Origin of the sequence: Scardovia wiggsiae, from assembly GCF_051045985.1 — a bacterium.
In the GTDB taxonomy this organism is placed as follows: domain Bacteria; phylum Actinomycetota; class Actinomycetes; order Actinomycetales; family Bifidobacteriaceae; genus Scardovia; species Scardovia wiggsiae.
Genome location: NZ_CP157350.1, coordinates 16,738 through 42,725, shown reverse-complemented (window position 1 = coordinate 42,725; position 25,988 = coordinate 16,738). Strand labels below are relative to the sequence as shown.

The 25,988-nt window shown below is 49.8% G+C and carries 19 protein-coding genes, 1 tRNA gene and 1 pseudogene; 12 read left to right on the top strand and 9 right to left on the bottom strand.

Annotated features, from left to right (window positions below):
* Nucleotides 1–15 precede the first annotated feature (15 nt).
* The gene (locus tag ABKA16_RS00165; protein ID WP_380999833.1) at nt 16–996 is read left to right on the top strand and encodes a phosphatase PAP2 family protein; all 981 of its coding nucleotides are present in this window, start codon (nt 16–18) and stop codon (nt 994–996) included.
* A gap of 5 nt (nt 997–1,001) precedes the next feature.
* Here ABKA16_RS00165 and ABKA16_RS00160 read toward each other — a convergent pair whose 3' ends face one another.
* Entirely contained in the window at nt 1,002–2,078 is a 1,077-nt protein-coding gene (locus ABKA16_RS00160; RefSeq protein WP_380999835.1) for a LacI family DNA-binding transcriptional regulator, read from the bottom strand.
* Between the two features lie 274 nt (nt 2,079–2,352).
* Nucleotides 2,353–5,340: a cation-translocating P-type ATPase gene (locus ABKA16_RS00155; protein WP_381000170.1), complete on the bottom strand. Its 2,988-nt coding sequence runs from the start codon at nt 5,338–5,340 to the stop codon at nt 2,353–2,355.
* Nucleotides 5,341–5,613: 273 nt separating this feature from the next.
* Here ABKA16_RS00155 and ABKA16_RS00150 point away from each other — a divergent pair, with 273 nt between their 5' ends.
* Together ABKA16_RS00150 and rlmB are read left to right on the top strand one after the other, a co-directional pair.
* Nucleotides 5,614–7,368 (top strand): CPBP family intramembrane glutamic endopeptidase, encoded by a 1,755-nt coding sequence (locus tag ABKA16_RS00150; protein WP_380999837.1) that lies wholly within the window; start codon nt 5,614–5,616, stop codon nt 7,366–7,368.
* A 234-nt stretch (nt 7,369–7,602) separates the two neighbouring features.
* Nucleotides 7,603–8,589, top strand: coding sequence for a 23S rRNA (guanosine(2251)-2'-O)-methyltransferase RlmB (gene rlmB / locus ABKA16_RS00145; RefSeq protein ID WP_380999838.1), 987 nt, complete (start codon nt 7,603–7,605; stop codon nt 8,587–8,589).
* Between the two features lie 53 nt (nt 8,590–8,642).
* Here the strand turns inward: rlmB and ABKA16_RS00140 are convergent, their stop codons facing one another.
* Together ABKA16_RS00140 and ABKA16_RS00135 are read right to left on the bottom strand one after the other, a co-directional pair.
* Complete coding sequence (locus ABKA16_RS00140; protein WP_380999840.1) at nt 8,643–10,097, bottom strand: DUF4032 domain-containing protein; 1,455 nt, start codon at nt 10,095–10,097, stop codon at nt 8,643–8,645.
* Nucleotides 10,098–10,219: 122 nt separating this feature from the next.
* Entirely contained in the window at nt 10,220–11,347 is a 1,128-nt protein-coding gene (locus tag ABKA16_RS00135; protein WP_007147841.1) for an ABC transporter ATP-binding protein, read from the bottom strand.
* Between the two features lie 272 nt (nt 11,348–11,619).
* On the opposite strand from ABKA16_RS00135, the gene ABKA16_RS00130 reads away from it, so the two are divergent.
* Together ABKA16_RS00130 and ABKA16_RS00125 are read left to right on the top strand one after the other, a co-directional pair.
* Complete coding sequence (locus ABKA16_RS00130; protein ID WP_380999841.1) at nt 11,620–13,827, top strand: serine/threonine-protein kinase; 2,208 nt, start codon at nt 11,620–11,622, stop codon at nt 13,825–13,827.
* Between the two features lie 54 nt (nt 13,828–13,881).
* Nucleotides 13,882–14,853 (top strand): DsbA family protein, encoded by a 972-nt coding sequence (locus ABKA16_RS00125; RefSeq protein ID WP_380999843.1) that lies wholly within the window; start codon nt 13,882–13,884, stop codon nt 14,851–14,853.
* Between the two features lie 130 nt (nt 14,854–14,983).
* On the opposite strand, the gene ABKA16_RS00120 is transcribed toward ABKA16_RS00125, so the two are convergent.
* On the bottom strand, nt 14,984–15,427 hold the full coding sequence (locus tag ABKA16_RS00120; protein WP_434156678.1) for a GNAT family N-acetyltransferase: 444 nt from the start codon (nt 15,425–15,427) through the stop codon (nt 14,984–14,986).
* 159 nt (nt 15,428–15,586) lie between these two features.
* Between ABKA16_RS00120 and ABKA16_RS00115 the strand changes: the two genes are divergently transcribed.
* Together ABKA16_RS00115 and ABKA16_RS00110 are read left to right on the top strand one after the other, a co-directional pair.
* Nucleotides 15,587–15,660, top strand: a tRNA-Thr gene (locus tag ABKA16_RS00115).
* A gap of 31 nt (nt 15,661–15,691) precedes the next feature.
* Complete coding sequence (locus ABKA16_RS00110; RefSeq protein WP_380999846.1) at nt 15,692–16,243, top strand: hypothetical protein; 552 nt, start codon at nt 15,692–15,694, stop codon at nt 16,241–16,243.
* A gap of 190 nt (nt 16,244–16,433) precedes the next feature.
* Here the strand turns inward: ABKA16_RS00110 and ABKA16_RS00105 are convergent, their stop codons facing one another.
* The 4 genes and pseudogenes from ABKA16_RS00105 to ABKA16_RS00090 all read right to left on the bottom strand — a co-directional run.
* Nucleotides 16,434–17,351, bottom strand: a complete 918-nt coding sequence (locus ABKA16_RS00105) for a metal ABC transporter solute-binding protein, Zn/Mn family (protein ID WP_380999848.1) — start codon at nt 17,349–17,351, stop codon at nt 16,434–16,436.
* A gap of 247 nt (nt 17,352–17,598) precedes the next feature.
* Nucleotides 17,599–18,291, bottom strand: coding sequence for a DNA-3-methyladenine glycosylase (locus tag ABKA16_RS00100; protein WP_380999850.1), 693 nt, complete (start codon nt 18,289–18,291; stop codon nt 17,599–17,601).
* A gap of 66 nt (nt 18,292–18,357) precedes the next feature.
* Nucleotides 18,358–19,494, bottom strand: a complete 1,137-nt coding sequence (locus ABKA16_RS00095) for a glycosyltransferase family 2 protein (protein ID WP_380999852.1) — start codon at nt 19,492–19,494, stop codon at nt 18,358–18,360.
* Between the two features lie 201 nt (nt 19,495–19,695).
* A pseudogene (locus ABKA16_RS00090) lies at nt 19,696–20,124 on the bottom strand (GtrA family protein); the annotation flags it as partial.
* A 49-nt stretch (nt 20,125–20,173) separates the two neighbouring features.
* Here ABKA16_RS00090 and ABKA16_RS00085 point away from each other — a divergent pair.
* From ABKA16_RS00085 to ABKA16_RS00065, 5 genes are all read left to right on the top strand, one after another.
* Nucleotides 20,174–21,880, top strand: a complete 1,707-nt coding sequence (locus tag ABKA16_RS00085; protein ID WP_380999856.1) for an ABC-ATPase domain-containing protein — start codon at nt 20,174–20,176, stop codon at nt 21,878–21,880.
* A 246-nt stretch (nt 21,881–22,126) separates the two neighbouring features.
* Nucleotides 22,127–22,495, top strand: a complete 369-nt coding sequence (locus tag ABKA16_RS00080) for a plasmid mobilization protein (protein ID WP_380999858.1) — start codon at nt 22,127–22,129, stop codon at nt 22,493–22,495.
* The gene (locus ABKA16_RS00075) at nt 22,495–22,887 is read left to right on the top strand and encodes a relaxase/mobilization nuclease domain-containing protein (protein WP_434156676.1); all 393 of its coding nucleotides are present in this window, start codon (nt 22,495–22,497) and stop codon (nt 22,885–22,887) included. Before ABKA16_RS00080 ends, ABKA16_RS00075 begins: the two co-directional genes overlap by 1 nt.
* 147 nt (nt 22,888–23,034) lie before the next feature.
* Entirely contained in the window at nt 23,035–23,445 is a 411-nt protein-coding gene (locus ABKA16_RS00070) for a sigma-70 family RNA polymerase sigma factor (protein WP_380999860.1), read from the top strand.
* Nucleotides 23,446–24,116: 671 nt separating this feature from the next.
* A complete protein-coding gene (locus ABKA16_RS00065) occupies nt 24,117–25,883 on the top strand; it encodes a recombinase family protein (protein WP_380999861.1) in 1,767 nt (588 codons plus the stop codon).
* Nucleotides 25,884–25,988: the final 105 nt, after the last annotated feature.

Here is a 25,988-nt window from a genome sequence, read left to right as displayed (position 1 = left end):
GCAATACTAGGTAATATGACAGAACGAATCCACTACACTGCAACGCGGGCGAAATACCCTTCATCGGTGCACCCTGTGCGCACGGCCCTCCCCCTTTTCTTTCTTGCAGCCGGAGGGCTGGTTGCGGTAATTGACACCATACTTATTTTTACACATGCGTCCCAGGGGATTGATAGTACTGTTTTAGCAACGATGGTAGCTTTCCGGTTCAACGCCCTGGTGAAAGTCGCACAGGCTTTTACTGCTGTGGGTTCGATTAAGGTCACTATTGCCCTGGTTGCTGTGGCTGCTGTGGCTTTGTGGTTTACCAAACACCGCACCCAGGCATACGTCCTTGCGGGGGCCGTAGCAACTTCTGCTGCTTTCACATGGGCCGTCAAGATTTTTGTACACCGTGGGCGGCCTGATCTCCAGTACCGCATTGGGCAGGTAGAGGACCCCTACTCCTTCCCTTCCGGGCATTCGCTTAATTCAACTGTTTTCTACGGGACGCTTGCAGTGATTGCCCTGTATTCTGCTATTTCTATGGCTAAAAAAACCGTTATAACTATCCTATGTACCCTCATGCCCCTGCTTATCGGCATCGGCCGTCTGTATCTGGCGCACCACTGGTTTACCGATGTGCTCGCCGGCTGGGCTGTTGGTATTGCATGGGTAGGGATAGTCGGGCTTGTGTATGCACGGCTTGAACAGCGTGCATATAAACGCAGCCAGCCCGTGGGCGCACAAACACAGCAGGCTTCCCATGCCGTACATACGCCGCAGCCAAAACATCAGGTGCAGGCACAGACACAGGCACAAATGGCGAACCGCCCCCGGCCGCAGACCTCTGCGCATCCGGGAAGCTCTGCCCAAGTAGAGGTACACAGGTATCCTCAACATCAGCCGCAGCAATCGGAGCAGTCCCGTCAGGTCCAGCGTTTCCCTGCGCACAACGAACCGGCTAATGGCCCCGCATCATACCCGCCGTCTTATCCGCCGCAATCTAAAAATTAAAATACCTAATTTACGCCTGTGCGCCACACTACCTCAGGCTTAAGAAGCCTATGCCATTTTTCATCGGCGGTGACAGCCTGGCCGTTAGCCATATCAAGGATCATCCGGATAAGCAGCTGCGATACTTCACCCAAAGGCTGCCGTACTGACGGTATAGAAAATGCACGGGCAAGGGCAGAATCATCAAAACCGGTCACAGTAGCTGCCTGAAGGCTTGGGATGGAGGGGATACCGCCATCTATATTAAGCGACAGCTCCTTATCGGAGAACCTGCTCATAGTCCAGATCACCCCAACAGCCAGTGTGTCTGAAGCGCAGACCACAGCATCTATATTATCGTGGCGCGAGAAAAGCTCAATTGAAGCATGCGAACCCGCATCGATTGACTCCTGCGTCCCGATAGACCATGAATCAAGGTCTTCCGTATCGGCTGCAAGATTGGCTTCAAGCATAGCATCCCGCCAGCCGCTTTCCCTGTCCTGCGCGGTGCCGGTACCCGAATCCCAGCCGATGAAGCCTATACGCCGATGCCCTGAGGAAATCAGGCGGGACGTTACTGCCTTGATCCCTGCATATCCGTCAACATCTACCCAGGGTATATGTTCTGCTGTTTCCGCCGGGATATTCCATGGACGCCCAAACAGCACAAACGGCTGATGATGGTCAAGCATCCACTGCGGCCTGCCGTCATACTTTTCAAGTTCGTTAATAATAATGGCGTCAACATCGGACTGTTCACGCAGGCTGGCAATATGCGCCAGCTCACTCTGCTCATCTTTGCGCGCATACAGGACGATCTGCTTGTTGAGGTCATTCGCATGCTCTGCCAGGAGATGCAGGAATGCGTCGAAAATCGGTGATGGTGCACGGTTTTCGCCAATGGAGATACCAAGTGCAACTGTGTCCGACTGCCCTGACCTCAGCCTCCGGGCTGAAGCGTTAGGACGGTATCCAAGCTGTTTGATCGCTGCCTTGATGCGCTTGCGCGTACCGTCTGAAACCATATCAGGCGAATTGATGGCGTTGGATACGGTTTGATGGGACACCCCTGCTACACGCGCAACATCGCGTATACTGACCACGGCCCCCCTTTTTTATTAATATGTAATCATATTGTTTTGTTTATATTTTGGTTTTGTTTATATTTTGTTGTCCAATCATTTTGAATCCATATAACTAACAGCCAAAATGCCTGCTGATGACTCCGTCGCCTCGTTATATGAACTTGGAAATGGTTCCTGAGAGCTATCTTAGCAATAATTATGAGCATACGGAATACGGCGTTTCTCATATTCTCATAACACCGGGGCATGGAATGTATTCCGGTCTTTCAGAACCTCGCCCGGGCTCAGGAATTTATAAAAGCACCTGCCCCTTTTTACTGAAATTTTTGCTGAAAACGCGGACGGCAAGTTTATACAGCTCGGAGGCGGCCAGCACGCAGGCTGCCAGTGCTATTGCTTCAAACCACTGGTGCCAGTGGAGAGGCGTTGTCCCGAAAGCTGTATTCAGCACGGGTATGTAGATCACCGCAAGCTGCAGCACTACCGACAGTGCAATAGCGCCCCACAGCCAGCGGTTGGTGAACATGCCGCTGAATGCAGATTTCACGGCGGACCGCGAAGCCAGGGCATTAAACAGCTGGGCAAAAACGAGGATCGTGAACCCCATCGTGCGTGCCATGACCATCTGCTGCTCGTGGGAATGCCCGGCTGCGGCAGCAAGCGCAGGAGTATCAGTAAAAAGCCCGCCAGGCAGGTACAGGTCCATGCCGATAAGTGTTACAGCAGCCATCACTATGCCGATAAAAGCGATGTTGCCCCACATTGCCGCATCGATCACACGCTCGGTTGTTTTGCGCGGCCTGCGCGACATAACATCATCAGTCTGCCCGTCAACGCCCATGGCAAGCGCGGGCGCCGCGTCGGTAAGGAGGTTGATCCACAGGAGCTGTGTTGCCAGAAGCGGCACAACGACACCGGAGGAATCCCCGGACGTGATCCCCAGGAACCCTGCGAAAATGACCCCGAAGAAAACTGTGAATACTTCGCCGACATTCGAGCTGAGCAGGTAGCGCAGGAATTTACGGATATTGTCAAATATCACGCGGCCTTCACGCACTGCAGCCACGATAGTAGCAAAATTATCGTCGGCAAGGATCATTTTGGCTGATTCTTTGGTGACTTCGGTCCCTGTGATACCCATTGCTACACCGATATCAGCTGTTTTTACTGCCGGGGCATCATTAACCCCGTCGCCTGTCATTGCAGCGATATTACCCTGCTTTTGAAGGGATTTGACGATGCGGAGCTTATGCTCGGGAGACACCCGCGCATACACGGAAACTTCATTGACTGCCTTATCAAGCTCAGCTGTATCCATGGCGTCAAGCTGGCCGCCGGTGAGGGCGTGCGCCCCTTCTTTGGGGATGACCCCAAGATCGGTGGCGATCCGCGTAGCTGTCAGCGGGTGGTCGCCTGTGATCATAATAGTCCGGATACCCGCACGATGGGCCTCAGCAATAGAACCTGCCACTTCAGTCCGCGGCGGGTCAATAATGCCTACCATGCCTGTCCAGATATATCCCTGTTCAATGGTGTCAGCCTGCAGCGAGATATCAGGCACGTTACCTGATGCATCAGTGCGCACGCCCTCCACATCGCCAAGTGCGCGCACGTGCAGCGGCCTGTAAGCCTGCCCGAGCGTACGGTATGCCTGCAAAGAAAGGCGCTCCACATCGGCCAGGATATCCTGGCGGTCCCCTTCGGTCAGCCTGCGCACAGCACTGCCAACGAGTATCTGGGTGCAGTGCGCGAGCAGCACATCGGGAGCGCCTTTCGCGAGCGCGGAGAGCTCGTTATTATTTGATTTGTCCCTGAAAATCACGGTCTGCATTTTCCGCTCAGATGTAAAGGGGATCTCTCCTACGCGCTCGTATCCCTGGAACCGGTCGAGCGCGCGCACTTTCCGCGCCGCTACGATCATCGCCGCTTCCGTCGGATCCCCTATGATCTCCCACTCATCCCCGCTCTCCCTGCCTTTCCCATCATGGGTACTGTTCCCCATGTTCCCAACTCTGCGCAGGTCTGCATTATTGGCCAGCGCCCCGTCAGCCAGTGCGGTAATGATCTCATGATGGAGGTCTGACCCCTCTTCGATCTGGGAACCGTCTGCTGCAGCCAGATGCCCTACGGGAGTATAGCCGGATCCGGTGAGGGCCACTTCCCCGCTGGGGGTGACGACTGTCTGCACAGTCATTTCGTTGCGCGTCAACGTGCCGGTCTTATCTGAACAGATGACCGATGCCGAGCCCAGTGTTTCTACGGAGCTCAGTTTTTTAACGATCGCATGGTGTTTCGCCATCCGCTGCACCCCCAGGGCAAGCACAACAGTCATGATGGCGGCAAGGCCTTCCGGCACGGCTGCTACGGCAAGGGATACTGCCAGCAGCAGGGAATCGATGATATCTTTGCCGGAATGGAACCCTTCTGTGAGCCACAGGGCAAGCACAACAATAACAGCAATGGCGATGACCGCGATGCCGAGCATTTTGGTTACTTTATCCATTTCTTTCTGCAGAGGGGTAGCATCTTCTTCTGTTTTCGACAGCATATCTGCAATCTTGCCGACCTGGGTGCGCATACCTGTACTTGTGACTATAGCCCGGCCTGTGCCCTGTGTAACGGATGTACCGTTGAAAACCATGTTAGCCCTGTCTCCCAGGGCTTTCGTCATTTCCAGGGTCGCAGGGTCTTTAGCTATGGGGAGGGATTCACCGGTAAGGGATGCTTCAGCGACCCGCAGGCTTGCGGCAGCAAACAGGCGCCCGTCAGCAGATACGGTATCGCCTTCGCCTAAAACAAGCACATCGCCGGGCACTATATCCGCCGTACTGACAGTTATGACGCGCCCATCGCGCAGGACTGCAGACTGCGGGGCCGTCATTTTTGCCAGCGCTTCCACTGACTGCTCCGCCCTGGCCTCCTGGACGTATCCCAGAATAGCGTTGATAATAAGGATCAGTACTATAACGATGCAGTCAAAAGGTGCGCTTTCAGCAGCCTGCGGGCTTGTGGACTTCTCAACAGCCCATGCGATAAAAGAAATCACCGTTGCTGCAAGAAGCAGATAGACCAGCGGATCTTGGAACTGCTGCAGGAACTTCTTCCATGCAGGGTCTTTGGGCGCGCTTTCCAGCTCGTTCTTCCCGAACTTTTCAAGCCTCCGGGCTGCTTCTGCAGAGCTCAGCCCTTGCCGCATATCTGTATTAAGCTCTTTTTCGACGGCTTCCGCACTGGCAAGCGATGGATCCGGGCCGTCCTGGCCCCAATCCCCTTTACGCATCTCCCCTTCAGTAGCCTGTGGAGCATTGGTGCTGTTGAGCGTACCCGACATCATTTCTCCTGATCATGCCGCGGAGTAGTCAGCATGCAGAGCCGCCGCATGCTGCGCGGATATGGATAACGTAATTGCCAATCTTATATAATTGCGTTGACTGCTGCAGCAACACCAACAGCTCAGTTTTCCGGCTTTTCACAGCTGTTCCCCAGCTGTCGGTCTGTTTCCTGATATGTAGCCGGTATATTGTTACAATACAAAGAAGAAAAGAGGAACGTTATGACACAGATGCACCCACAATCCCATATACCGCAGGAAAATCCGCAGCAGGAACGCGATGGTGAAACCGGCAAAACACTGCCGGCGTATATCCGGCAGGGGCAGCACCTGCCGCCGTCAGAACAGCAGGGCTCAGCCTGGTATCAGCCGGCACCGCAGGCCGGGCAGGGGAGGCAGTCAGCGCCTGCAGCCGCACCACAGGCACAGTACAGTCAGTATTCCGGCCAATCCGCGGCACCGCAGGCTGATGAATCGCAGACGCCTTCTGCGGGTTACGTGCCGCAGACAGGGCAGCGGACGTTCGCTGCGGGCTACACTGCCGTCCAGCCGCAGCAGGCCCCTCAGCCGCAGGCCCAGGAGCACCACGGGATGCAGGCGCCATCAGCACCTTCCCCCTACCAGGCTCCGCCATCCCCGTATCAGACAGCTTCTGCCCCTGCGGTCGGCGCTGCTTTCCAGCCGGCACCGCAGGCAGCCCGGGGTTTAACCCCGCCATTTGCGCAAAAGCCTGATAAAAACCGCCTTCCACGCGATTTCGGATTCTTCCACTTTACCGATGCGGTCAGTTATCTCCGCGAAATAGCGGGATACCAATGGTGGCGCCCCCTTTTCACACTCCTTATCGTACTCGGATGGATAGGGGTGTTCGAGCTTGCTGCCGTACTCACACTGCGCAGCATCATAAGGGAGCTGGTATACGGCGGCGCGATCCGCTACCTGGCAGCTATGGAAGGGTCTGTTCCTCTGTGGCTCTATATACTTATCAACTTCGGGATAACGGCCGTTATTTTCCTGCCGCCGACCCTTATCGGGACTGTCATGGCTGACGGAAGGCCTATCAGCACACTTACCAACCGTTACGGCAAAATGCGGTGGAAAACACTTGCATGGTGCACAGGCGTTGCATTCTTCTGGGCGTTCCTCATCATACTTCTTCCGAAGATAATAGCCGACCCTGATTTCCTTATTTCCAGGCTTGATACCAGCGGTTTTCTTGTCAATTTCATTGTCGTGATAACCGTTATCCCCGTACAATGCGCTGCCGAAGAATACCTTTTCCGCGGCGTTGTCCTCCAGGCTTTCGGACGCTGGATACCTCCGCGTTACGTCCTTACCGCACCTGTTATCCCGGCAGTAATATTTGCTTCACTGCATACCCAGTATGGGTTCTGGGGAAAGTTTGTAGTCTTCATTATGGGGTTATGCACAGGTTACCTGGTGCTGTTCACGGGCGGGCTGGAGGCCGGCATAGCAATACATACCGCTAATAACTGCACTATCGGCCTCGCACTCATTCTGGGCCTCACCAACCGCAGCGGGAGCGGAGCGCTGAGCGAACCCGTAAGCATAACCTTGGATATCCTTATGGAAGTGCTTTTCTTTGTGACTGTCCTTGCCCTTGGGCACCGTTTCAAATGGTTCGCCGGCACCCCGGTGCCTCCCTACGCTATGCGCAATTTCAGGAAGCCTGTACGGCCAGCCTTCATAGGCGGGCAGGTGCCGTATCCCCTGCAGCAGACGCTGTGGCAGGGGCAGCAGTTTGGTGCGCAGCCTCAGCCCGCATATGCGTATCCATCTGCACCATTTGCAGCGAACGCTCCAGCCCAGTACGGCTATCCGGCTGCCAGACAGGACCAGAGGGCAGGGATACTGGCAGGTACAGGCGCGGCAGGGCCATCGGCACCGTACCAGCCGTACCAGCCGCAGCAGCCAACCCCTTTACCGGCACCGCGGCCCTATTATCCGCAACAATAACTGATAACGTCCGGGCAGATCCACACAGCCAGGGCCTGCCCGGACAGCCGTTTGAAAGGCTCCATAAAGTGCTCCCTATTATTTAACGAAGTCATACAGGATCACATTACAGGGTCCGCAATCCTCACAGAGCCCGTGTGCCCTGACTGCGGTGTGCCGGACAAACGCCTGGCCGGCAGCAGCGGTTTCCCTTGCCCCCGCCCGGGTTGCTACGTCCGGGTATTATAAACAGTTATGGTTTCAAAAAAAGGCCCTGCTAAAGGTTCGGGCGGCAAACACCGCAGCAAGCTTCGCGGGCATGGCCCCACTCCGAAGGCTGAAGATCGCGTATATCACAAGGCGTACCGTGAGAAAAAAGCGGCTGAACGCAGGAAAATTTCTGACCCTCGCCTCGCTGCCCGCCGGCGTGCGGCAAAATTTGTATCTGACTCTGACGAGCTGGTCATCGGCAGGAATTCGGCACTGGAAGCGCTGCGCGCGCATGTGCCGTCTACAGTGCTCTACATACTGAACCGTATTGAGCATGATGGCCGTACCCGCGAAATAATACGCCTTGCAGGGCTTGAAGGCTTGAAAATACTGGAAGCTGACAGGTTCGAGATGGACCGGATAGCGCATACAGGAAACCATCAGGGTGTAATCGTCAAGGCTGCCCCCTACCGATACCATTCGCTTCTGGAGCTTGCAGACCGCGCAGAAACGAAGGCGCGTGCCATGGAATCCGCCCCTGCAGGTGCGCGCGCCCTGGCACGTCCGCTGTTCATTGCCCTTGACGGCGTCACTGACCCTCAGAACCTGGGGGCGGTTATCCGTTCCGCCGCCGCATTCGGCGCAAATGGCGTCATTCTGCCGGAGCGCCGGAGCGCCTCTGTGACCGCTGCTGCGTGGAAAGTGTCTGCCGGTGCTGCTGCGCACCTTCCCGTTGCGCGCGTAGTCAACCTGACTAAGGCGATCGAAAGCCTTAAAGAGCGGGGATACTATGCTATAGGCCTTGACGGCGGCGGAACGGCCCAGGTGGGAAGCAGCGGTTTCGAGACAGACCCCCTGGTCGTTGTTTTGGGTTCAGAAGGCAAAGGGATCAGTAGGCTTGTCCGCGAACAGTGCGATGCTGTCGTGTCTATCCCCATGACCGCTATGGTGGAATCCCTTAACGCTTCTGTTGCGGCGGGTATCGCCCTTTACAGCGTGCATGCCGCCCGCAGGGCTGCTGAAGAGGGGTAGCCGGACCCGAGGAAAGAGGGAAAGCGGATGCCCAGTTACCCGCCGCTGCCCGGTTATCCTGCTGCCCACACAGCGGCATCAGGATCATCTTCCGGATCGTAGGGCCGGTCATCCATCCCTCCGGCATGCGCAGGGTCATCAGCATCATAACTCTCACGGTCATCAACGACCCCTGAATCCTGTTCTTCAACAATGGCTTTCATAACCTGGGTATCTATTCTGTAATCGGGGAGATACTCTTCAATATAACTCTGCACCGCGGCGCCCATCGGGACGTCATGCCCTGCCGCTTCAGCCAGATACCAGCGGTGGGTAAGCACTTCATGGAAGAACTGGGCGGGTTCGATCTGATTGTGGTATTCAGGCGGGATCATGCGCACGGTCGGTTCAAAGACTTCCCGCATCCAGTCTGTTGCCACGATCTCCAGAGGCTCATCCTGCCGCCATGCGGATGCGCGGTACGCATCCAGATCGTTGAGCAGGCGGCGGGCCTGGTTCTCCTGCACGTCCAGCCCGGTAAGGCGCAGCAGCTTGCGCGATGCGTACCCCGCATCCACGACCTGCGGCCGTACATGGATATGCGCCCCGTCTTCATCTGTATTGACAGCAAGCTCATCGACGTAAAAGCCAAGCTCATTAAGCTCATTGACACGCTTTTCGATTTTCCACATCTCGTCAGGCGTAAATGTATCTGTCCCTGTCAATGCTTCCCACAGTGAATGGTAGCGATCTGCCAGGCGGTTGCCGACTTCGACCTCATCCACTTCGCTGGGCAGCAGCGCACCCGCCTGCAGATCCATCAGTTCACCGATGATGTTGGTCCGCGCCAGATCAATATCATATTCACGCTGACCGTCGCTCAGGTTGGCATATAATGCGCCGGTCTCCGCATCTACAAGCACGGCAGTAAAGGAATCGGCATCGCGCAGGAAAAGGACGTTCGACAGCGACACGTCCCCCCAGTAGAACCCCTGCAAATGCAGCCTGACCATAAGCACCGCCAGGGCATCGATAAGGCGCTCCGCCGTATCTTCGCGGATATTGCGCGCAAACAGTGCGCGGTACGGCAGGGAGAACTTCAGCTGCTCAGTCACGAGGATCGATTCAAGCGAGTCCCCCTGAGGGTCATGCCTGCCGGAAACTACGGCAACAGGTTTGACTGCCGGAAGATCAAGCTTTTCAAGGCTTCGCAGGAGTTCATATTCCCTTTCCGCCACCTGAATATTGATCTCTTTCATTGCCATAATGGAATCGCCAACGCGCACGAACCGCACGACATGCCTGGAAATACCGCGCGGCAGGTTGACCAGGAGGTCTTCGGGCCATTTGGCGAGGGGAAGGTACCACGGCAGGGTGAACATACGCGGGTTCGATGTTGCCGCAGTGATTGTCAGAGCTTTAGGTTCTGCCGAGGGTACGGCTTCCCCTTTCGGCGGCGCATCAACGAGTGCTCCGCTTGCCTTCACAGACGTAGCATTCCTTAAACGGGGATCCAGTGAGCTGTCCATATATACCATGCTACCTGCCCTCCGCCCTATAACACTCGCGGCGCATTAAAAAGCCCCGGCCGGCAAAGAGTCAGCCAGGACGATAGTAATAAATAATAATCCGATCAGGGATAGGCCTGAAACTAGTTCAGGCGCATCTCAGTTGCCGGGGAGAACAGATGCATCTTCGTCGGATCGATATGGATACGTACAGTATCACCAACCTTCGGAAGCTGGCGCGGGTTCACGCGGACAGTTGTCATCTTGTTCTGGTCAGACATCATCGTATCCTGCGATGAATCACTGTCACCGGTCACAATGTTACCGTAAATGTAACCATCCGAGCCAAGATCTTCAACATTGAGAACATCAAGCTTGAATGCATCCGGATCAGCATCGGAAGCAAGGGAAGCATCCTCCGGACGGAACCCGAGGACGATCTTGCCGCCGTCTTCTGCAGTGAGCTTATCAACGACTTCAGTTGGAAGCGTGATAGTATCATCACCGATCTTTGCCTTGCCGTCCACTACCGGATAGGTATTGATATTCATGGAAGGCGAACCGATGAATCCGGCAACGAACACATTCGCAGGACGGTCATACAGCTCAGTCGGTGCACCGACCTGCTGCAGGACGCCGAGCTTGATAACAGCAATACGGTCGCCCATCGTCAGGGCTTCTGTCTGATCGTGGGTCACATACAGTGTGGTGACTCCGAGCTGACGCTGCAGTGCTGCGATCTGTGTACGTGTCTGGACACGAAGCTTTGCATCCAAGTTTGACAAAGGCTCATCCATAAGGAATACCTTCGGCTTGCGGACGATTGCACGGCCCATAGCTACACGCTGGCGCTGGCCGCCGGACAGTGCCTTTGGCTTGCGGTCCAGATACTCGGTCAGATCGAGGATCTTAGCCGCCTCTTCCACGCGCTTGCGGATCTCAGCCTTAGGAGTACCGGCAATCTTCAGAGCGAAGCCCATATTGTCTGCAACAGTCATATGCGGATACAATGCATAGTTCTGGAAAACCATTGCAATATCACGGTCTTTTGGCTGCATATTGGTGACGTCGGTATCACCGATCATGATGCTGCCCTGATTGACTTCTTCCAGGCCGGCAAGCATACGAAGCGTTGTAGACTTACCGCATCCAGATGGACCAACGAGGACGAGGAACTCGCCATCCTTAATTTCCATATTCAGGTCATCGACTGATGGCTCTGTGTTGCCCGGATAGATTCGGGTGACATGATCGAATTTTACTTCTGCCATAACTTTCCTTTCATAGGCAGGTACGTGCCTAACGATCCGTTGTGAGAGGTTTCTTTTTATTTGTCAGGCCTTGGCATACCCGTCCTGTCGTCGGAGCACGCCGATGGTCCGATGGTTCTCGAAAGTAACTCTTCCTTGAGCCATGTATTAACTCTACACGATAGTACAGATAATTACAAATATGGCGGGATACCGGGCCGGAGGGGATTGGATGCCTTCATAGCCCGGGCAGGGGCGGGCCGGTCAGATGTGAAGCCTAAGATAGAACCATTATGTCGGATATGAATACTCTGGACCTTGAACCCGGAAATATCGTTGGCGGGTATACACTCGTATCGCGGCTTGGCGGCGGGGCTATGGGGACAGTATGGCGCGTAAAGGATGACGGCGGCCAGATCTACGCTATGAAGATCCTCAGGGATTCCTTTGCTGAGGAGGATGCCGGGGATCCGGGCTCTGCCGAATCGCGCGAACGTGCGACTGCCCGCGAAAGATTCCGCCGTGAAGGCCTGGCGCTGAAGCGCATTGACCATCCGGGCGTATGCCAGATCGTTGATATGGAGCTGGACGATTCCCTTGCGTTTATTGTTACGGAGCTTGTCAATGGGCTCAATCTGCGCGATGATGTGCGCGACAACGGGCCGTACGTCGGGGAAGATCTCGCCCGGCTGGCTGAAAAGCTGATCGACGCTGTGGATGCTGTGCACGCTGCGGGGATTATCCACCGCGACATCAAACCGACAAATGTCATGATTTCCGCGCGCGGACCGATCCTTGTAGATTTCGGCATTGCAATGGGCGAAGGCGAATCCCATGTTACCCGTACCGGCCTTGTTATGGGGACACCGGGGTTCATTGCGCCTGAGATCATTGACGGTGCAGAATCCGATGAAGCGACGGACTGGTGGAGTGTTGCCAGCGTCCTTGGTTTCGCAGCAATGGGCGAACCTGTATACGGCACAAAACCGATGATGGCGGTTCTTGAACGTGAAGCCGCCGGCAACGCGAACCTGTCCGGCCTTCCTCCCCGGACAACATACATGCTGCGGGAGGCGCTTGACCCTGACCGCATGAAACGCTGCAGTGCGCAGGAACTCCTCCATACGATCAGGCAGGATGCTATGGAAGGCGCGTGGGAAGAAAGCGCCAGTGCTCCGGACACAGACGAGGTGGTGCCCCCTTTTTACAGTAGCTCCGCGGGGCCAGCAAATCCGCGGAAGCTGTGGACAGACCCTGTTGCAGCCCCTGCCGGCGGCACTCCTGCTGCAGATGGCACCCCCGGCAATGCAGACGGTCACGACGGCCGTACACGTATTCTGGCGTCGCACCGGTATCCTCTGATACATGACGTACATGACGGCAGTACCGAAGCCCTGTCATCAGCATCCATGCCCAGCGAAACACAGATCATACAGCCGGATACCCCTGCAGCAGGCAGGGAAAGCAGATCTTCATCTTCCTATTCCGGGGATCCCATGAAGGAAGATACATATGTTTCACCCACGCGGGTATACCGGCCGGATACACCAGATATATCCGCCCCCCGGACAGAATTATATCCTCAGGGTTACGCGCAAGTTCCCCCGCCATTCCCTGCAATGATGCCGGTACAGGCTGCCCAGCCGGCATACAGCCAGATGCAGATGGGCCAGCCGCTGCTGCAGCCAGCCTCCACAACACCGCCGGCCATGCAGCAGAACCCTGTTATCCCTGCCGAACAGGTGATGTGGTGGTACCGCCGGCACAGCCTTCTGCCGATCGTTATAACGGCTGCCCCGCTTACCCTGCTTGCCGCGGCTGCCCCGTGCATATCATTCATTTTCGTGTTCCTCATTCTCTGGGGCATGGCTGCAGCAGGCTACGCTGCGCAGGCGCGCGAACGCCGCCGCGAAAATAACGGGGGCGTATTCAAACGCAGTGACAGCGCACGCACTCTTATCGGGCTCCCGTGGAACGCCGCAAAAGGGCTTATCCCTGCCGCAGGGGCAGCCGCTATTGGCTGGGCGGGCTGGGCAGCAGCCCTGGCCTTATTTTCCCTTGTGTGCAACGCCGCCTCCGGCTATACGCATGTATCCCTGAAACTGGGCTCCGAGCCCAGCACACTTTTTATCCCCCTGCCGGCAGGCCGTCTGGCTTCTGTGTCCGGCGGCATCCTAATCCTGTCGTTCCTTGCAGGATGGACGTGTGCACTGGCCAGCCGTCCTGCGCTGATCATCAGATGCGGATTCGGAGCAGTGCGGAACGCTGATATCCCAGGCTACCCTCAAAACATCCATCTTCAGGGCAGCCGGGACAGCACAGGCGGCTATTACCCTCAGAGCATAGGAGGCAGCAGCCCCGGCCAGGGCAAAGCCCTCGGCATCAGGCACAAAACACTGGTATCAGCTATTATCTGGCTTATTGCTGTGCTGATTGCTGCAGGCTACATCCTGCCCGGCATAATCGACTGGGCACCGCTTGTGGTCAGTTATGCCGGATAGGGCTGTTATAATAGCAGGCGATAAATATGCCGCAAGCATACGGCAAGGAGAACTATGGCACAGCCTAAACAGTCTAAAAACAGCGCGAAAGACTCACGGCAGCAGGGACGTATCCGTGCCCGGCAGAAACGGCGTGAGGCGCAGCTCGAAGAAGAACGGATACTGCAGGAGCAGCGCACCCTGGAGCGCAGGCAGCAGACGGTCATCGGCGCTGTAACCGCTGCCATCATTATTATCGCCATTGCTGTTATCGCAGGGACTGTTATTTATAACAATATCAGGAACAGTAAAGCCGGTATCAGGGATTCTGCCTATGCGGCCATGCAGGCTGTAAAAAATAAGCCGTCCTACGCAAACAGCGAGGGCGGGTTCGTTTTCTCCAAAAACGGGATTGGCAAAAAAGTCAAAGGCGCCCCAACTGTTGAAGACTACATGGATTTCATCTGTCCTGCATGCGGCAGTGCGAACCGTGCACTTGATGCCACTTTTATCAAAATGGTTGATTCAGGCCAGCTCAATCTGGAAGTCTATCCTGAAGGGTTCCTTGATGCGTCATCGACGGATAACTACTCCACCCGGGCTGCTGCCGCAACCATCTATGTCATCCAGAATGACCCTAACCATGCGCTGCAGTTCATTTCCAAAATGTTCAGCACCGAGAACCAGCCTCAGGAAGCATCCGGCTATGTCCCTGTGACAAATGCCAGGATACAGCAGATCGCAAAGGATGCAGGGGTAGACGCAGATGTTGCGAAGAAATGTACGGACGGCACCTACACTGAATGGGTCAGGGCAGCTGCAAAGTACACCCCATACCGTTCTGAACTCTGGAACGTATCGGGCTCCAATAAAGGCTCAATGACCACGCCTACGTTCCGTATCAACGGCCATTACTGGGATTTCTCACGGGCAACGGGCCCGGACTGGCAGACAAACCTGCTCAGGGCAATAGGCATGAAAAAAGCCGATATCGGTATCACTGGAAAGATGCCGTCCATCGGCTCAGATAAGGGCCCGATCTACTAGACCCGGGCCACTTTCACTTCTAGGTATTCTCAACAATGACCTGTCCTGCGGGGCGGTTTCTCCTCACACGTCGTCAACTATATCCCGGTACACCACTGTGGAATCATACAACGTAAAGTACTTACAGCGTTTAACCTTGATTTTCCAGCAGCGTTGAAACATGGGGGATGCCGTCCAGAAGGAAAACATCTGAGACTGCCCGGAAGCCAAATGATCCATAGAAAGCCCGCACATAGTCCTGCGCTTCAATCTGCACATTTTTGCCTGGGAATAAAGCTTGTGCCCGTGCGATAGTAGTGCCTACAAGCTGATGCCCATAATGGTGCTTACGGTATTCCTGAGGGACGAAGACCCTTCCAAAAGTTACATAATCGCCCTTGTCAATGATCCGCGCATATCCTACGAAATTTCCAGTATCATCGGAAAGGGTCACATGATAGGCACAATAGTCTTCTGAATCAATCTCCTGATAAGCGCACTTCTGCTCAACAACGAAAACACGTGTCCGTTCCTCAGCAATTTTACAAAATTCCTGGGCCGTCAGCTCCTGCAAAGTTTTAACAGCAGCCTTCATATCTGCCATCCTTTCAGAGGACTGGAGTTTTAAGACTTTTATTAAGCCTTTACACTGTATACCTGATTCACCCTACGCCGCGCATGGGTAATACGCATATTGCCGGCGTGTTATCCAACCGTTCGGCTATTGTGTATTAGGTCGCAGCAAGCTGCGAGTGCCCCCCTAGCTCAGCTGGCTAGAGCAGCTGATTTGTAATCAGCAGGTCGACGGTTCGAATCCGCCGGGGGGCTCTGCTGATACACAGTCTGGGAGAAAGGGAGTATGGGAATGAAAAAATACAATAAGAGCTATATCGGTTCCCTGCTTGGCTTAGTGCCGTCGCTTATCCTGATCGTATTCGATATATGGTTCACCCTATGGTTCAATCCCTCCATTATCTCAGAACATAACTTTGATGCAATCGGAGCCAACCAGGCTTACGGCTGGATGATGCTTTTTATACATTTTTTTGCTATACCTATATGCTTGGGAGGAGCAGTTATTGCGCTTATTTTCTCTATTTTAGGAAAGCAGAGGCAGGAACTGAACAAGCCTCTGCAATTAAGTAATATTATTTCTGCCGCAGCGATTATTGCTGCAATAGCATGGGTATTTGCCGGTGCGGAATTGCCTGACAGTTTATCAGGCTACATGCGTGCAGTTATACTGATCTTCTCTCTAAATACGATATCCGGGATAATATCGTCAATAGTGCTCCTTACTCCGCGATCGGGAGGGGTACGGTTCGGCCGTATCTGGCTTATTATCACTGCCATCATTATTATCGCGCCTATTGCCGCAGACACCATACAAAACGCTGTCCTGCAGCAATAAATAATAAAGCAGCTTGCCGAGCCCACAGAACGGAATAAAAGCGGAACTGTATGGGAAAGGGGACCAATCCAGCCTGCTTCAATACACCGTCCGGAAGCCCGGCAAGCTTTGCTGCTACTGGGATATTCAATTATGAGCCTGAAACTCCGGGCCGCATATCCTGCAGCCGGTGTTTACAGCCGTCTCAGGGTTATCGTGCTGCTTCAGTTACCTGTTTGGTAATGCCTATCATCCATTCTGAAAGCGTCGAATACTGGGAAGGCATTGATTCGGTAATATGGACTATCGACACCTTCGCAGAATCTGCTGCTTTAGTGATCGTTTCAGTTGTAGAATCGGTCTCCTGATCGTTGACGAAAAGGAAGGATACTTTCTTCTGCGACAGGATATCCGTGAACTCCTTGATATCGTTTGCTGAAGGTTCACTTTCGTTAGCCGCAGCATTCGCATATCCGGAAGGGGTAGAATCTTCCAGGCCGAGATCGGAAGCCAGATAGCTTGCCACCGATTCAGTTGCTGCGTACTTTTTGCCTTCTATGCTCTTTTTAGCTTCCGCAGCTGCCTGGGTGAATTTCTCTTCAGATTTCTTCCACGCATTATACTGGCTGTCAAAGTAAGCGCTGTCGGATGGCCTGGCTTTCTTGAAAGCTTCTGCCAGTTTCTTGGCAGCGGTTTCACGCGCTTTTGCCATAAACCAGATATGAGGGTTCCCGCCTTCCTTGACGCCGGCCTCCTCGGCAACATCAATGACTGTTGCTTTGGTGCCTTTGGCAGCTTTGGCTGCCCATGGGTCATAATCAGCACCGTTATAAATAGTGACGTCGGTTTTGGAGAATTGCGCAACATCATTAGCCTTCGGCTCGAATTCATGTGCCTCAACATTGGGGTTGCTCAAAATACTGGTAACTTTTACCTTGTTCCCGCCGATCTCTTTAGCCAGCGATCCCCACTGGTTTATGCTGGACACCACATTGATAGCCGATCCTCGGGTACCGGAACCGCTGCCCTGCTGGGATGCATTACTCCCGCAGGCACCTGCCGCAATAATCATGCTTAGCCCTGCAGCAAGTGCGAATGCGCTGCGGATGGTTTTCTTTCCTGCAAACATAGTATTCTCCTGATAGTTCGTATACCTTGCCTGTATTCTGCTGCCTGCGGATGTTCCAAAGCATCGGGTACCCGCCGGCTTTTCTCTTATGTGTTATTAATAATAATTCTCATTACCGACATAAACGGATAATCCGGCCCTGTCGGCGATTCGCCCCGACAGGCAAACAGGCCGGGAAGCCGGACGCGCTGTATTCCTGGCAATATGCCACACTTCCGGATATGCGCCCGGGCTATAGTTCCGGGGTTCAGACTTTCGCTTCTTTCGGCAGACGGTGAAGGTTCTTCTCAGTCCATGAAAACTGGGAAACGTACGGGTTGCCGGCAATAACGAAACGACGGAGACGGCTGACTTCCTTGGAGATGCCTATACGGACAGTTGCGGCCGCACGCTCCCTTTTACCCAGCTCGGCATACGCAAGGCGCAGCGGCTCCTGCGACAGATCATGACCGTAAAGGGCCTTATCAATATCCAACGCCTTGCACAGCTTTGCCGGACCGTTAGTCAGCTCATACCCTTTTCTGCTGCGGCGTTCCTCCATAAACCCGATTCCGCTCACAGGCTCGACCGCACGAATAAGGGCCCCTGCGCCGAATCCGTCATCATTGCATGCGATATTCATACAGAAATGTATGCCATGGATCTGATACACATAAGCATGCCCGGCGGGCCCGAACAGCGCCTTATTCCTCTCACTCTTACCGTGATATGCATGGCTCGCCTGGTCATTTTCGTCATAGGCCTCAGTCTCGACGATCCGCACAGCAGATCGCCCCTCATACTTGCCTTCGGCATCATAAAAGTCGCGGATGAGGAGGCAGCCTAACAGGCGCACCGCAACATAATCCGCAGTCCCGCCCAGGAAATCAGGGAATACCAGGCCACCGGACGCCCGGTCCCTGCATTCAATATCCGAGATCTTAGTATCCTTATCTGCCATTGCTGCCCTCGCTTTCTTGGCTTTATCTCCTGCTGTCAGTTTTCTGGCCCCCTTTAGCGCTTTAGTTCAGTTGAACCCGACAAAATGGTTGGCGATCGCATACACACGCCTGACAAGCGCACGCCCCACGGGGCTTGGCATATTGACCGCCCTGCATAATGTAGTTTTCCGGACATCGTGGCTTATCTGCGGGGAATATTCATACAGGTCATCCCACATATGCGATTTCCGTACGTAATTCTCCTTCTTTTTCGACAGGATAAGGAAGATCGACACTACTACGCAGTTGATCGACAGATAGTGGATCATATATTTATAAAGCCCGTAAGGGACTGTAGACGCATCAGGCGTTGCATGTACCATGAACGAATTGACCTTCAGCAGCTCGTCCACACGCCGGATCATCGTCTCTTTCGCTACGGACTGACCCTCACGCCCAATAAAATACCTGTAGAAATCTACATCAAGGTATGTCATCGTTTTGACATACGGCAAAGGCTGATATGCATAAATAAAATCCACATAAAATGTTTTCTCGGGGAGACGCATTCGTGATTCCCTGAGTACGGAAGCCCTGTATATGATTGAGTGCATAAGAAGATACTGGTTGATATAGAACGTCCTCAGATCATCCCAGGTCAGGACGCGCCCTGTGGGGATAGCGTGCTTATAGTTAATGACTGTCTGGATATTCTCTGCCTTTTTCTCATAAACATAGTTTGTGACAACCATATCTACCGGCATCGTATTCATGGCCTGCAGACGCAGGAACCTCAGGACTTTTGCATACGCACCGGAATCAAGCCAGTCATCAGCATCAACGATTTTGATATACATACCCTGGGCAGCATCTATCCCGGCGTTTACAGCACCACCATGGCCTCTGTTCTCCTGATGTATGACACGGACGACCCCCTGGGAGCCTTGTGCCAGTTCGTCTGCAAGCGCAGGGGTGGAATCCGTGGAGCCGTCGTCAACAATAACTATGTCTATATCGGCAGTACTGTCACAGTTAAGCAGGGAGTTGACGCATCGGCGCAGGCATTGCTCAACGTTATACGAGGGCACAACAATAGTCAGGGTCTTCTGCCGCACTGCAGGTATTGCGGGATGAGGGGCAAGGCCCGTACCGGCATTTTCAGGTATATCCGGATTCTCGTCATCCGACGGACCTGCTGTGCCTGCCTTATCCCTCAGATCCATAATTATCCTTTCCCCGCATACACCTGCCACTTTCCAGCTTCAGCAGCAGGTATCTGCTCAAAACCGCGAATATCCCTTTATATTTTACACGTGATGCATTATCGCCAGAAAACGTTTCACGTGGAACATTTCCTGCCATACTTACAGCCTGTTGTCTTTCCAGGATGTAGGTACCTTATCCGATCCACCAGCACATATAGATCATGCCCGGGAAGCTTCCTGCCGGGCCCTTCTGATCTCCTCCTCATGCTTTTTGCTCTTCGGCATAATCCACCATTTGAGCAGCGGATAGCTGACAATGACAGCCAGAAGGGTGTTGACAACAGAAGCGACTGTTGCTGCAACCTGGTCATTCCAGCCCCAGCTATGGCACAGGCTGGTGACCCATGGAGGAAGCACAAGGTTGACAATAACAATGATTACAGCCAGGATAATATATTTCCATGCAGCATTTTTGAAGCTCGAATCAGATTTGAATACCCATTTCATCTGGACAAAGAAGTTGACCACCTGGGCTATGGCTTCCGCCATAAGGAATGTCAGGAACCCGCCCAAGCCATTGGATTTGGGAGAACTGTAATTGAAGATAAGGAAGCTGAACGGCTGCGTTATATGTAAGGCATTGACAAAAACAAAAAAAGTATTAGAATGTTTGGAAACATGATATGGAGGTATACATTTGAAAAGTAGACAGGAACTGGAGCAGTTATTATTTTCAATAAACGGTCAGGGATATGGTGCATATAAATCTATAAAGGGAGAGTACAACTTCGGGAAATATATTCTTTCCATTGACCATGTACAAGTTGACCCATATGCACCGCCATCAAAAGTGCGGATTATTATGAACAGGAAAGTAACAGGTATCCCTGATGAATTACTTGATTCAAAAAGTAAAATTATTGCCGTTTCGGATTTTTTAACAAGGGAGTTTTATAAAAAAGCTGAAATTTACAGTCAGAAAATAAATGCTACAGGTGGTAGCGGTATGATTGTAATTGACAGATGCGGACAGGAGATGTTGGAGAGAACTTCCGTTTTGATTAAGGACAACAGAGTTGAGGTAAGATTTGAGATAGGGCTTCCGGCAGCCGGCAGACGCGTTTTAGGAAAAGAAGCCAATCAGATTTTTTCACAAACTCTTGTAAAAATTATGGATGCGGCATTATTGTATGAAAATATTGATCATAATGAATTGAAAAATCAGATTTCTTTAATGATCGACCAAGAGTATATAAGGGAGGAATTAAAGCGAAGGAATTTGGTTGCATTTGTTGCCAACGGATCTGTTTTGCCACGTGAGAGCGGTGTTTCAGATAAGCCTTTGCGTGACGGTATTCCTTTTAAGAGTCCAAAAAGTTTTGAAACGGATATGGATCTTCCAAGCGGAAAGCATATATCCGGGATGGGAATTGAAAAGGGCATTACATTGATTGTAGGTGGAGGCTACCATGGTAAGTCAACACTACTGAAAGCACTTGAACGTGGAGTATATAATCATATTTCAGGTGACGGGCGTGAAATGGTGATTACATGTTTTGATGCGGTCAAGATTCGTGCAGAGGATGGAAGAAATGTTGAAAAAGTAAATATAAGTGCTTTTATAAATAATCTGCCGGGAAACAAGGATACACATTTATTTTCTACGGAAAATGCCAGCGGAAGCACATCACAGGCGGCAAATGTAATGGAAGCGTTAGAATCCGGAACTTCACTTATCTTGATTGATGAAGATACTTCCGCCACCAATTTTATGATATGTGACGGTCGTATGCAAAAGCTGATTGCAAGACAAAAAGAGCCTATAACACCTTTTATTGATAAAGTAAAACCTTTATATAAAGATTTGGGAGTTTCCACCATACTCATAGTGGGAGGTTGCGGAGATTATTTTGATGTTGCCGACAGAGTTATAATGATGGATGAGTATATTCCAAAGGATGTCACCGACAGAGCAAAGGAAATAGCGTCTACCAACGGATATAAAAGAGAATTTTTATCAGATAATGTTTTTGGTAAAGTAACACATCGTGTTCCTTTGAAAAAAGGATTCTCTTTGTCAGGTAAAGAAGATCGCCTGAAAGCCAAAGGCAAATATACTATTTTGTATGGATGGAACAATATAGATATTTCAGGGCTGGAGCAGCTTGTTGATGAAAGTCAGACAAATTGTATCGCCGTTATGATCGGGTTTTTAAAGAATAAAGTGATTGATGAAAAGAAGACAATTGAACAGGCACTGGAGCAGATGTACAGACATATTGAAAGGTTCGGATTGGATTCTATATCACCATATACAGGTCATCCCGGTAATCTTGCAATGCCAAGAAAACAGGAAGTTTTTGCGGCTATCAGCAGATATAGAGGGCTGGTTGTAAAAGGATAAACACTAACTTATACTTATTCCTAATCATCTGACCGATATAAAAACTTTGAAAAAGTTTTCACTTCTTTCATTGAAGCTTACTTTCCAAAATGTTATAATCCTCTTATAACTTATATAACTATTTTATCTCTTTACAGGAGATTTCTGATTTAGAAATATACTATAAAACAAAACCTGTAAGTCAAGTTTAGTACTTGATTCTACAGGTTTTTTCTTTTGCTGTTTTTAGGATTTGGAGGTTTTGATATGGCAAACAGAGTAAGAACTCATGGCATTTATTTAATGCTTTCAGATGATGAACTAAAGGTTTTGGGGAAAAAATATAGGCTCTCCGGTTGCAAAACTTTGCGTCAGTTTATTATGAAATGCATCCTTGGTAAGGATATTTTCGTATTGGATATGACAGCTTTTAGGGAACTTTCCGCAAGTATAGGTAGAATAACCGGTAGTATCAATCAGATTGCAAAGCGGGTAAATTCCACCGCAGCTATCTATAAAGATGACATCCTTGATATACAGGAGCTACTAAAAAAGCAGGGAAAAGATATTTACTCTCTGCGAAAAAAACTATATGACCTTGGAAATTTAGAAAGTATAAATACGGAGGAAGTCTGATGGCTGTTACAAAGATTCATCCCATAAAAAAAACTTTGCACTTAGCCCTAAACTACATCACGAATGCTGATAAAACTGATGAAAAAATCCTTATTTCCTCTTTTAACTGCAATCCTAAGCTGGCTCATCTTGAGTTTGAGCAGACAAAAAGAGAATGTAATTCCAAGGCAAAAATATTGGCAAGGCATTTAATTCAATCTTTTGCTCCCGGAGAAACCACTCCTGAACAGGCACACAAAATAGGTCTTGAACTATGTGAAAAGGTCTTTCAAGGAAAGTATGAGTATGTACTCACTACCCACATAGATAAGGGGCATCTTCATAATCATATTTTATTTAATAATGTAAATAGATTGTTGTTAATTGTGCCTTTTTGGTTCGCTTTTATATAGATATTTTCTTGGACAATTAAATAATGCAATAACAATAAAAGCTAATTCAATTGTTATTTCCGGAGGACTTTTTACGCCAAAGTGTAGAAGTCCTCCTTTTTTATTCTCAAAAAGCAAAACAGAGAACATAAAAAGGAGGATAACACAATGGCTAAAGAATATTACATCTATGTCAAAGGGAACGCCATACCCGTAAGTGAAGAAGCCTATAAAGCCTACTGGAAGATAACAGAGCATGAAAAATATCTTTACATGATAGATAGAGAACACTGCGTATTACCATTTTCTTCTTTTGATTATGATGGACATTATGCAGACAATATCGTCGATGAAAGTGTTGATGTAGCAAGAATTGTGGAAACACAAATGATGATTGAATCATTGAGATATGCTATATCAAAACTGAACGACGAAGAAAGGGACATCATAGAGCGTTTGTACTTCAATGATGAAACTGTTCGTTCGGTAGCAAAATTAAAAGATATTACACATCCGGCTTTAATCAAAAGAAGAAACAAAATTCTTGAAAAGCTGAAGAAACTTATCGAAGATTTATAAACTTCGGTAACCAAGGGGGTCAAACTTTCCTTATATAAAGTGAAGGGGAGTTTGACCTCCGTTACTTTATATAAGAGATATAGCCTATTTATGGCAAACAGGAAGATGTAAAGAAAATCCCTTTCAAATATTTGTTCTTTGACAACTGAATAGACCAAGACGGGACTTTTAATTACTTAGTGAGCGTAAGAAATTTACGCCATAACTTTCCTGCTGAAGAAATTCGGTTTAAATGAACACTGTCAAAGACAAGGATATAAGGAAACGAGCGATAAATAAATTCTCTTAAAGCAAAGGACAAGGATAACTTTGTGAGCTATGACCTGAGTAATGATAATGATACTTCTTTAGTGAAAGTCGGCTCATCTTAACAGGGGCGGTGGTGAGATTCCAATGTTGCTGATCCAAAGCATCCGTCAATGTCATAAAACTTAAAAATGAATTTTAACGAGGAGGGTTTAGAATGAATAACAAATTATTAAAATATAGCCTCCAATTATCTATGCTATCTATCTTACTTTCCGAACATTTACTAAACGATATTGAATATAGAAAGATAAAGTTAAAACTAATGAAAAAGTATAACATTTCGACAGAATTATATTTATAATGTTTTGTAAGTGTGGTATAATTAAACTGCATAGAAAGATACAAATAAGGAGGCGGATGCAGTGAAGAAAGATGTAAAAGTTATTAAAGGTGATACCACACTGAAAAGAACTGCATCAGGCTGTGTTGAACGCTCAATAAAGCGAGTGGCAGCTTATTGCAGAGTTAGTACAGATACTGAAGATCAGATTAACAGCTATAATTCTCAAGTAGAACACTACACAGAATTTATAAAGAAAAATAAAGAGTGGACACTTGCAGGAATATATGCTGATGAAGCGATAACCGGTACACAGGTTGACAGAAGAATTGATTTTCAAAGACTAATCAATGATTGTATGAACGGCGATATAGACATGGTAATTACAAAATCTATATCAAGATTTGCAAGAAATACTTTAGATACTTTGAAATATGTTAGAAAGCTAAAGGAATATAATGTTGCAGTATTTTTTGAAGAAGAAAATATCAATACTTTAACGATGGATGGAGAGCTGCTTTTGACTATTTTGAGTTCAGTTGCTCAACAGGAAGTAGAAAATATTTCAGCCAATGTTAAAAAAGGCTTGAGAATGAAGATGGAAAGAGGAGAAATGGTCGGGTTTCAAGGTTGTTTAGGTTATGACTATGATCCGGAAACTAAGAGTATTTCCATCAATGAAAAAGAAGCTGAGATTGTACGATATATTTTCAGAAGATACCTTGAAGGCGTTGGAGGTATGGTTATTTCCAGAGAGCTTGAAGAACAAGGTTATTTATCGCCAAGAGGATATAAGAAATGGACTGAAACTACTGTTTTAGGAATCATTAAAAATGAAAAATATAAGGGCGATCTTCTCATGGGTAAAACATTCACTGTTGATCCTATTTCAAAAAGAAGATTAGATAACTTTGGGGAACAAGATAAATTTTATATTGAAAATCATCATGAGCCTATTATTTCCGAAGAAGATTTTGAAAAGGCTCAGGGAATTAGATTAAGAAGGGCAAAGAATAGAAATACAGTTGCTAATAATGGCGGTAAAAGAGAAAAGTATTCAAGGAAATATGCTTTCAGCAGTATGCTGGAATGCGGATTTTGCGGTCATATGCTTTCAAGAAGAAATTGGCATTCAAGTTCTGAATATAAAAAAGTAATTTGGCAATGTGTCAATGCCACTAAAAATGGAAAGAAGTATTGCCCACACAGCAAAGGCATTGAAGAAGAAGCCGCAGAAAAAGCATTTATGGAAAGCTATCGTCAGGTATGCCACAATAATGTAGAGATTACAAATGAGTTCTTAAAAACTGTGGAAGAAGAGCTGAAAGATAATAGCTTAGCAAAGGACTTGAAGGAGATTAGTAATCAACTTGATAAAATACTGAAGAAAGAGAAAGACCTTGTTGAATTAAGGCTTAATGAATCAATCAGTATGGACATATATCAAGAGAAATATAATGAAATTTCCATCAGTAAGGAGAAATTGCTTGAAGAAAAAAGAGCGTTAGAGATAACTTTGACCGATGAAAAAGCATTAAAGAAAAGACTTGAAGGATTTAAGAAGCTATTGGAATCGAATAAATATCTTGAAGAATTTGACAGAACTGTATTTGAAAGTATAGTAGACAAAATCATAATTGGTGGAACTAATGATGATGGGGAAATTGATCCTGCAATGATTACTATCATATACAAGACAGGGAAAAAAGACTCTCAAGATGGACGATTATTCAAGAGTAGAAGAAAAAATGCAAAAGCTACTGATGAAAATGACAGCAATAAATTGTATCCTCAATCAAGCAACGAGGTCAATAAATTGTATTCCTATCCAACAGACAACATAGCATGACCGAGGAAATACAATAAAACCCTGCTGCCTTCAGGCCGCAGGCAGCAGGGCAGAAAGGATAGAAAGGGCAGAAGAGTATTTCAGGCTGCAGGGATGCCCTGAGGA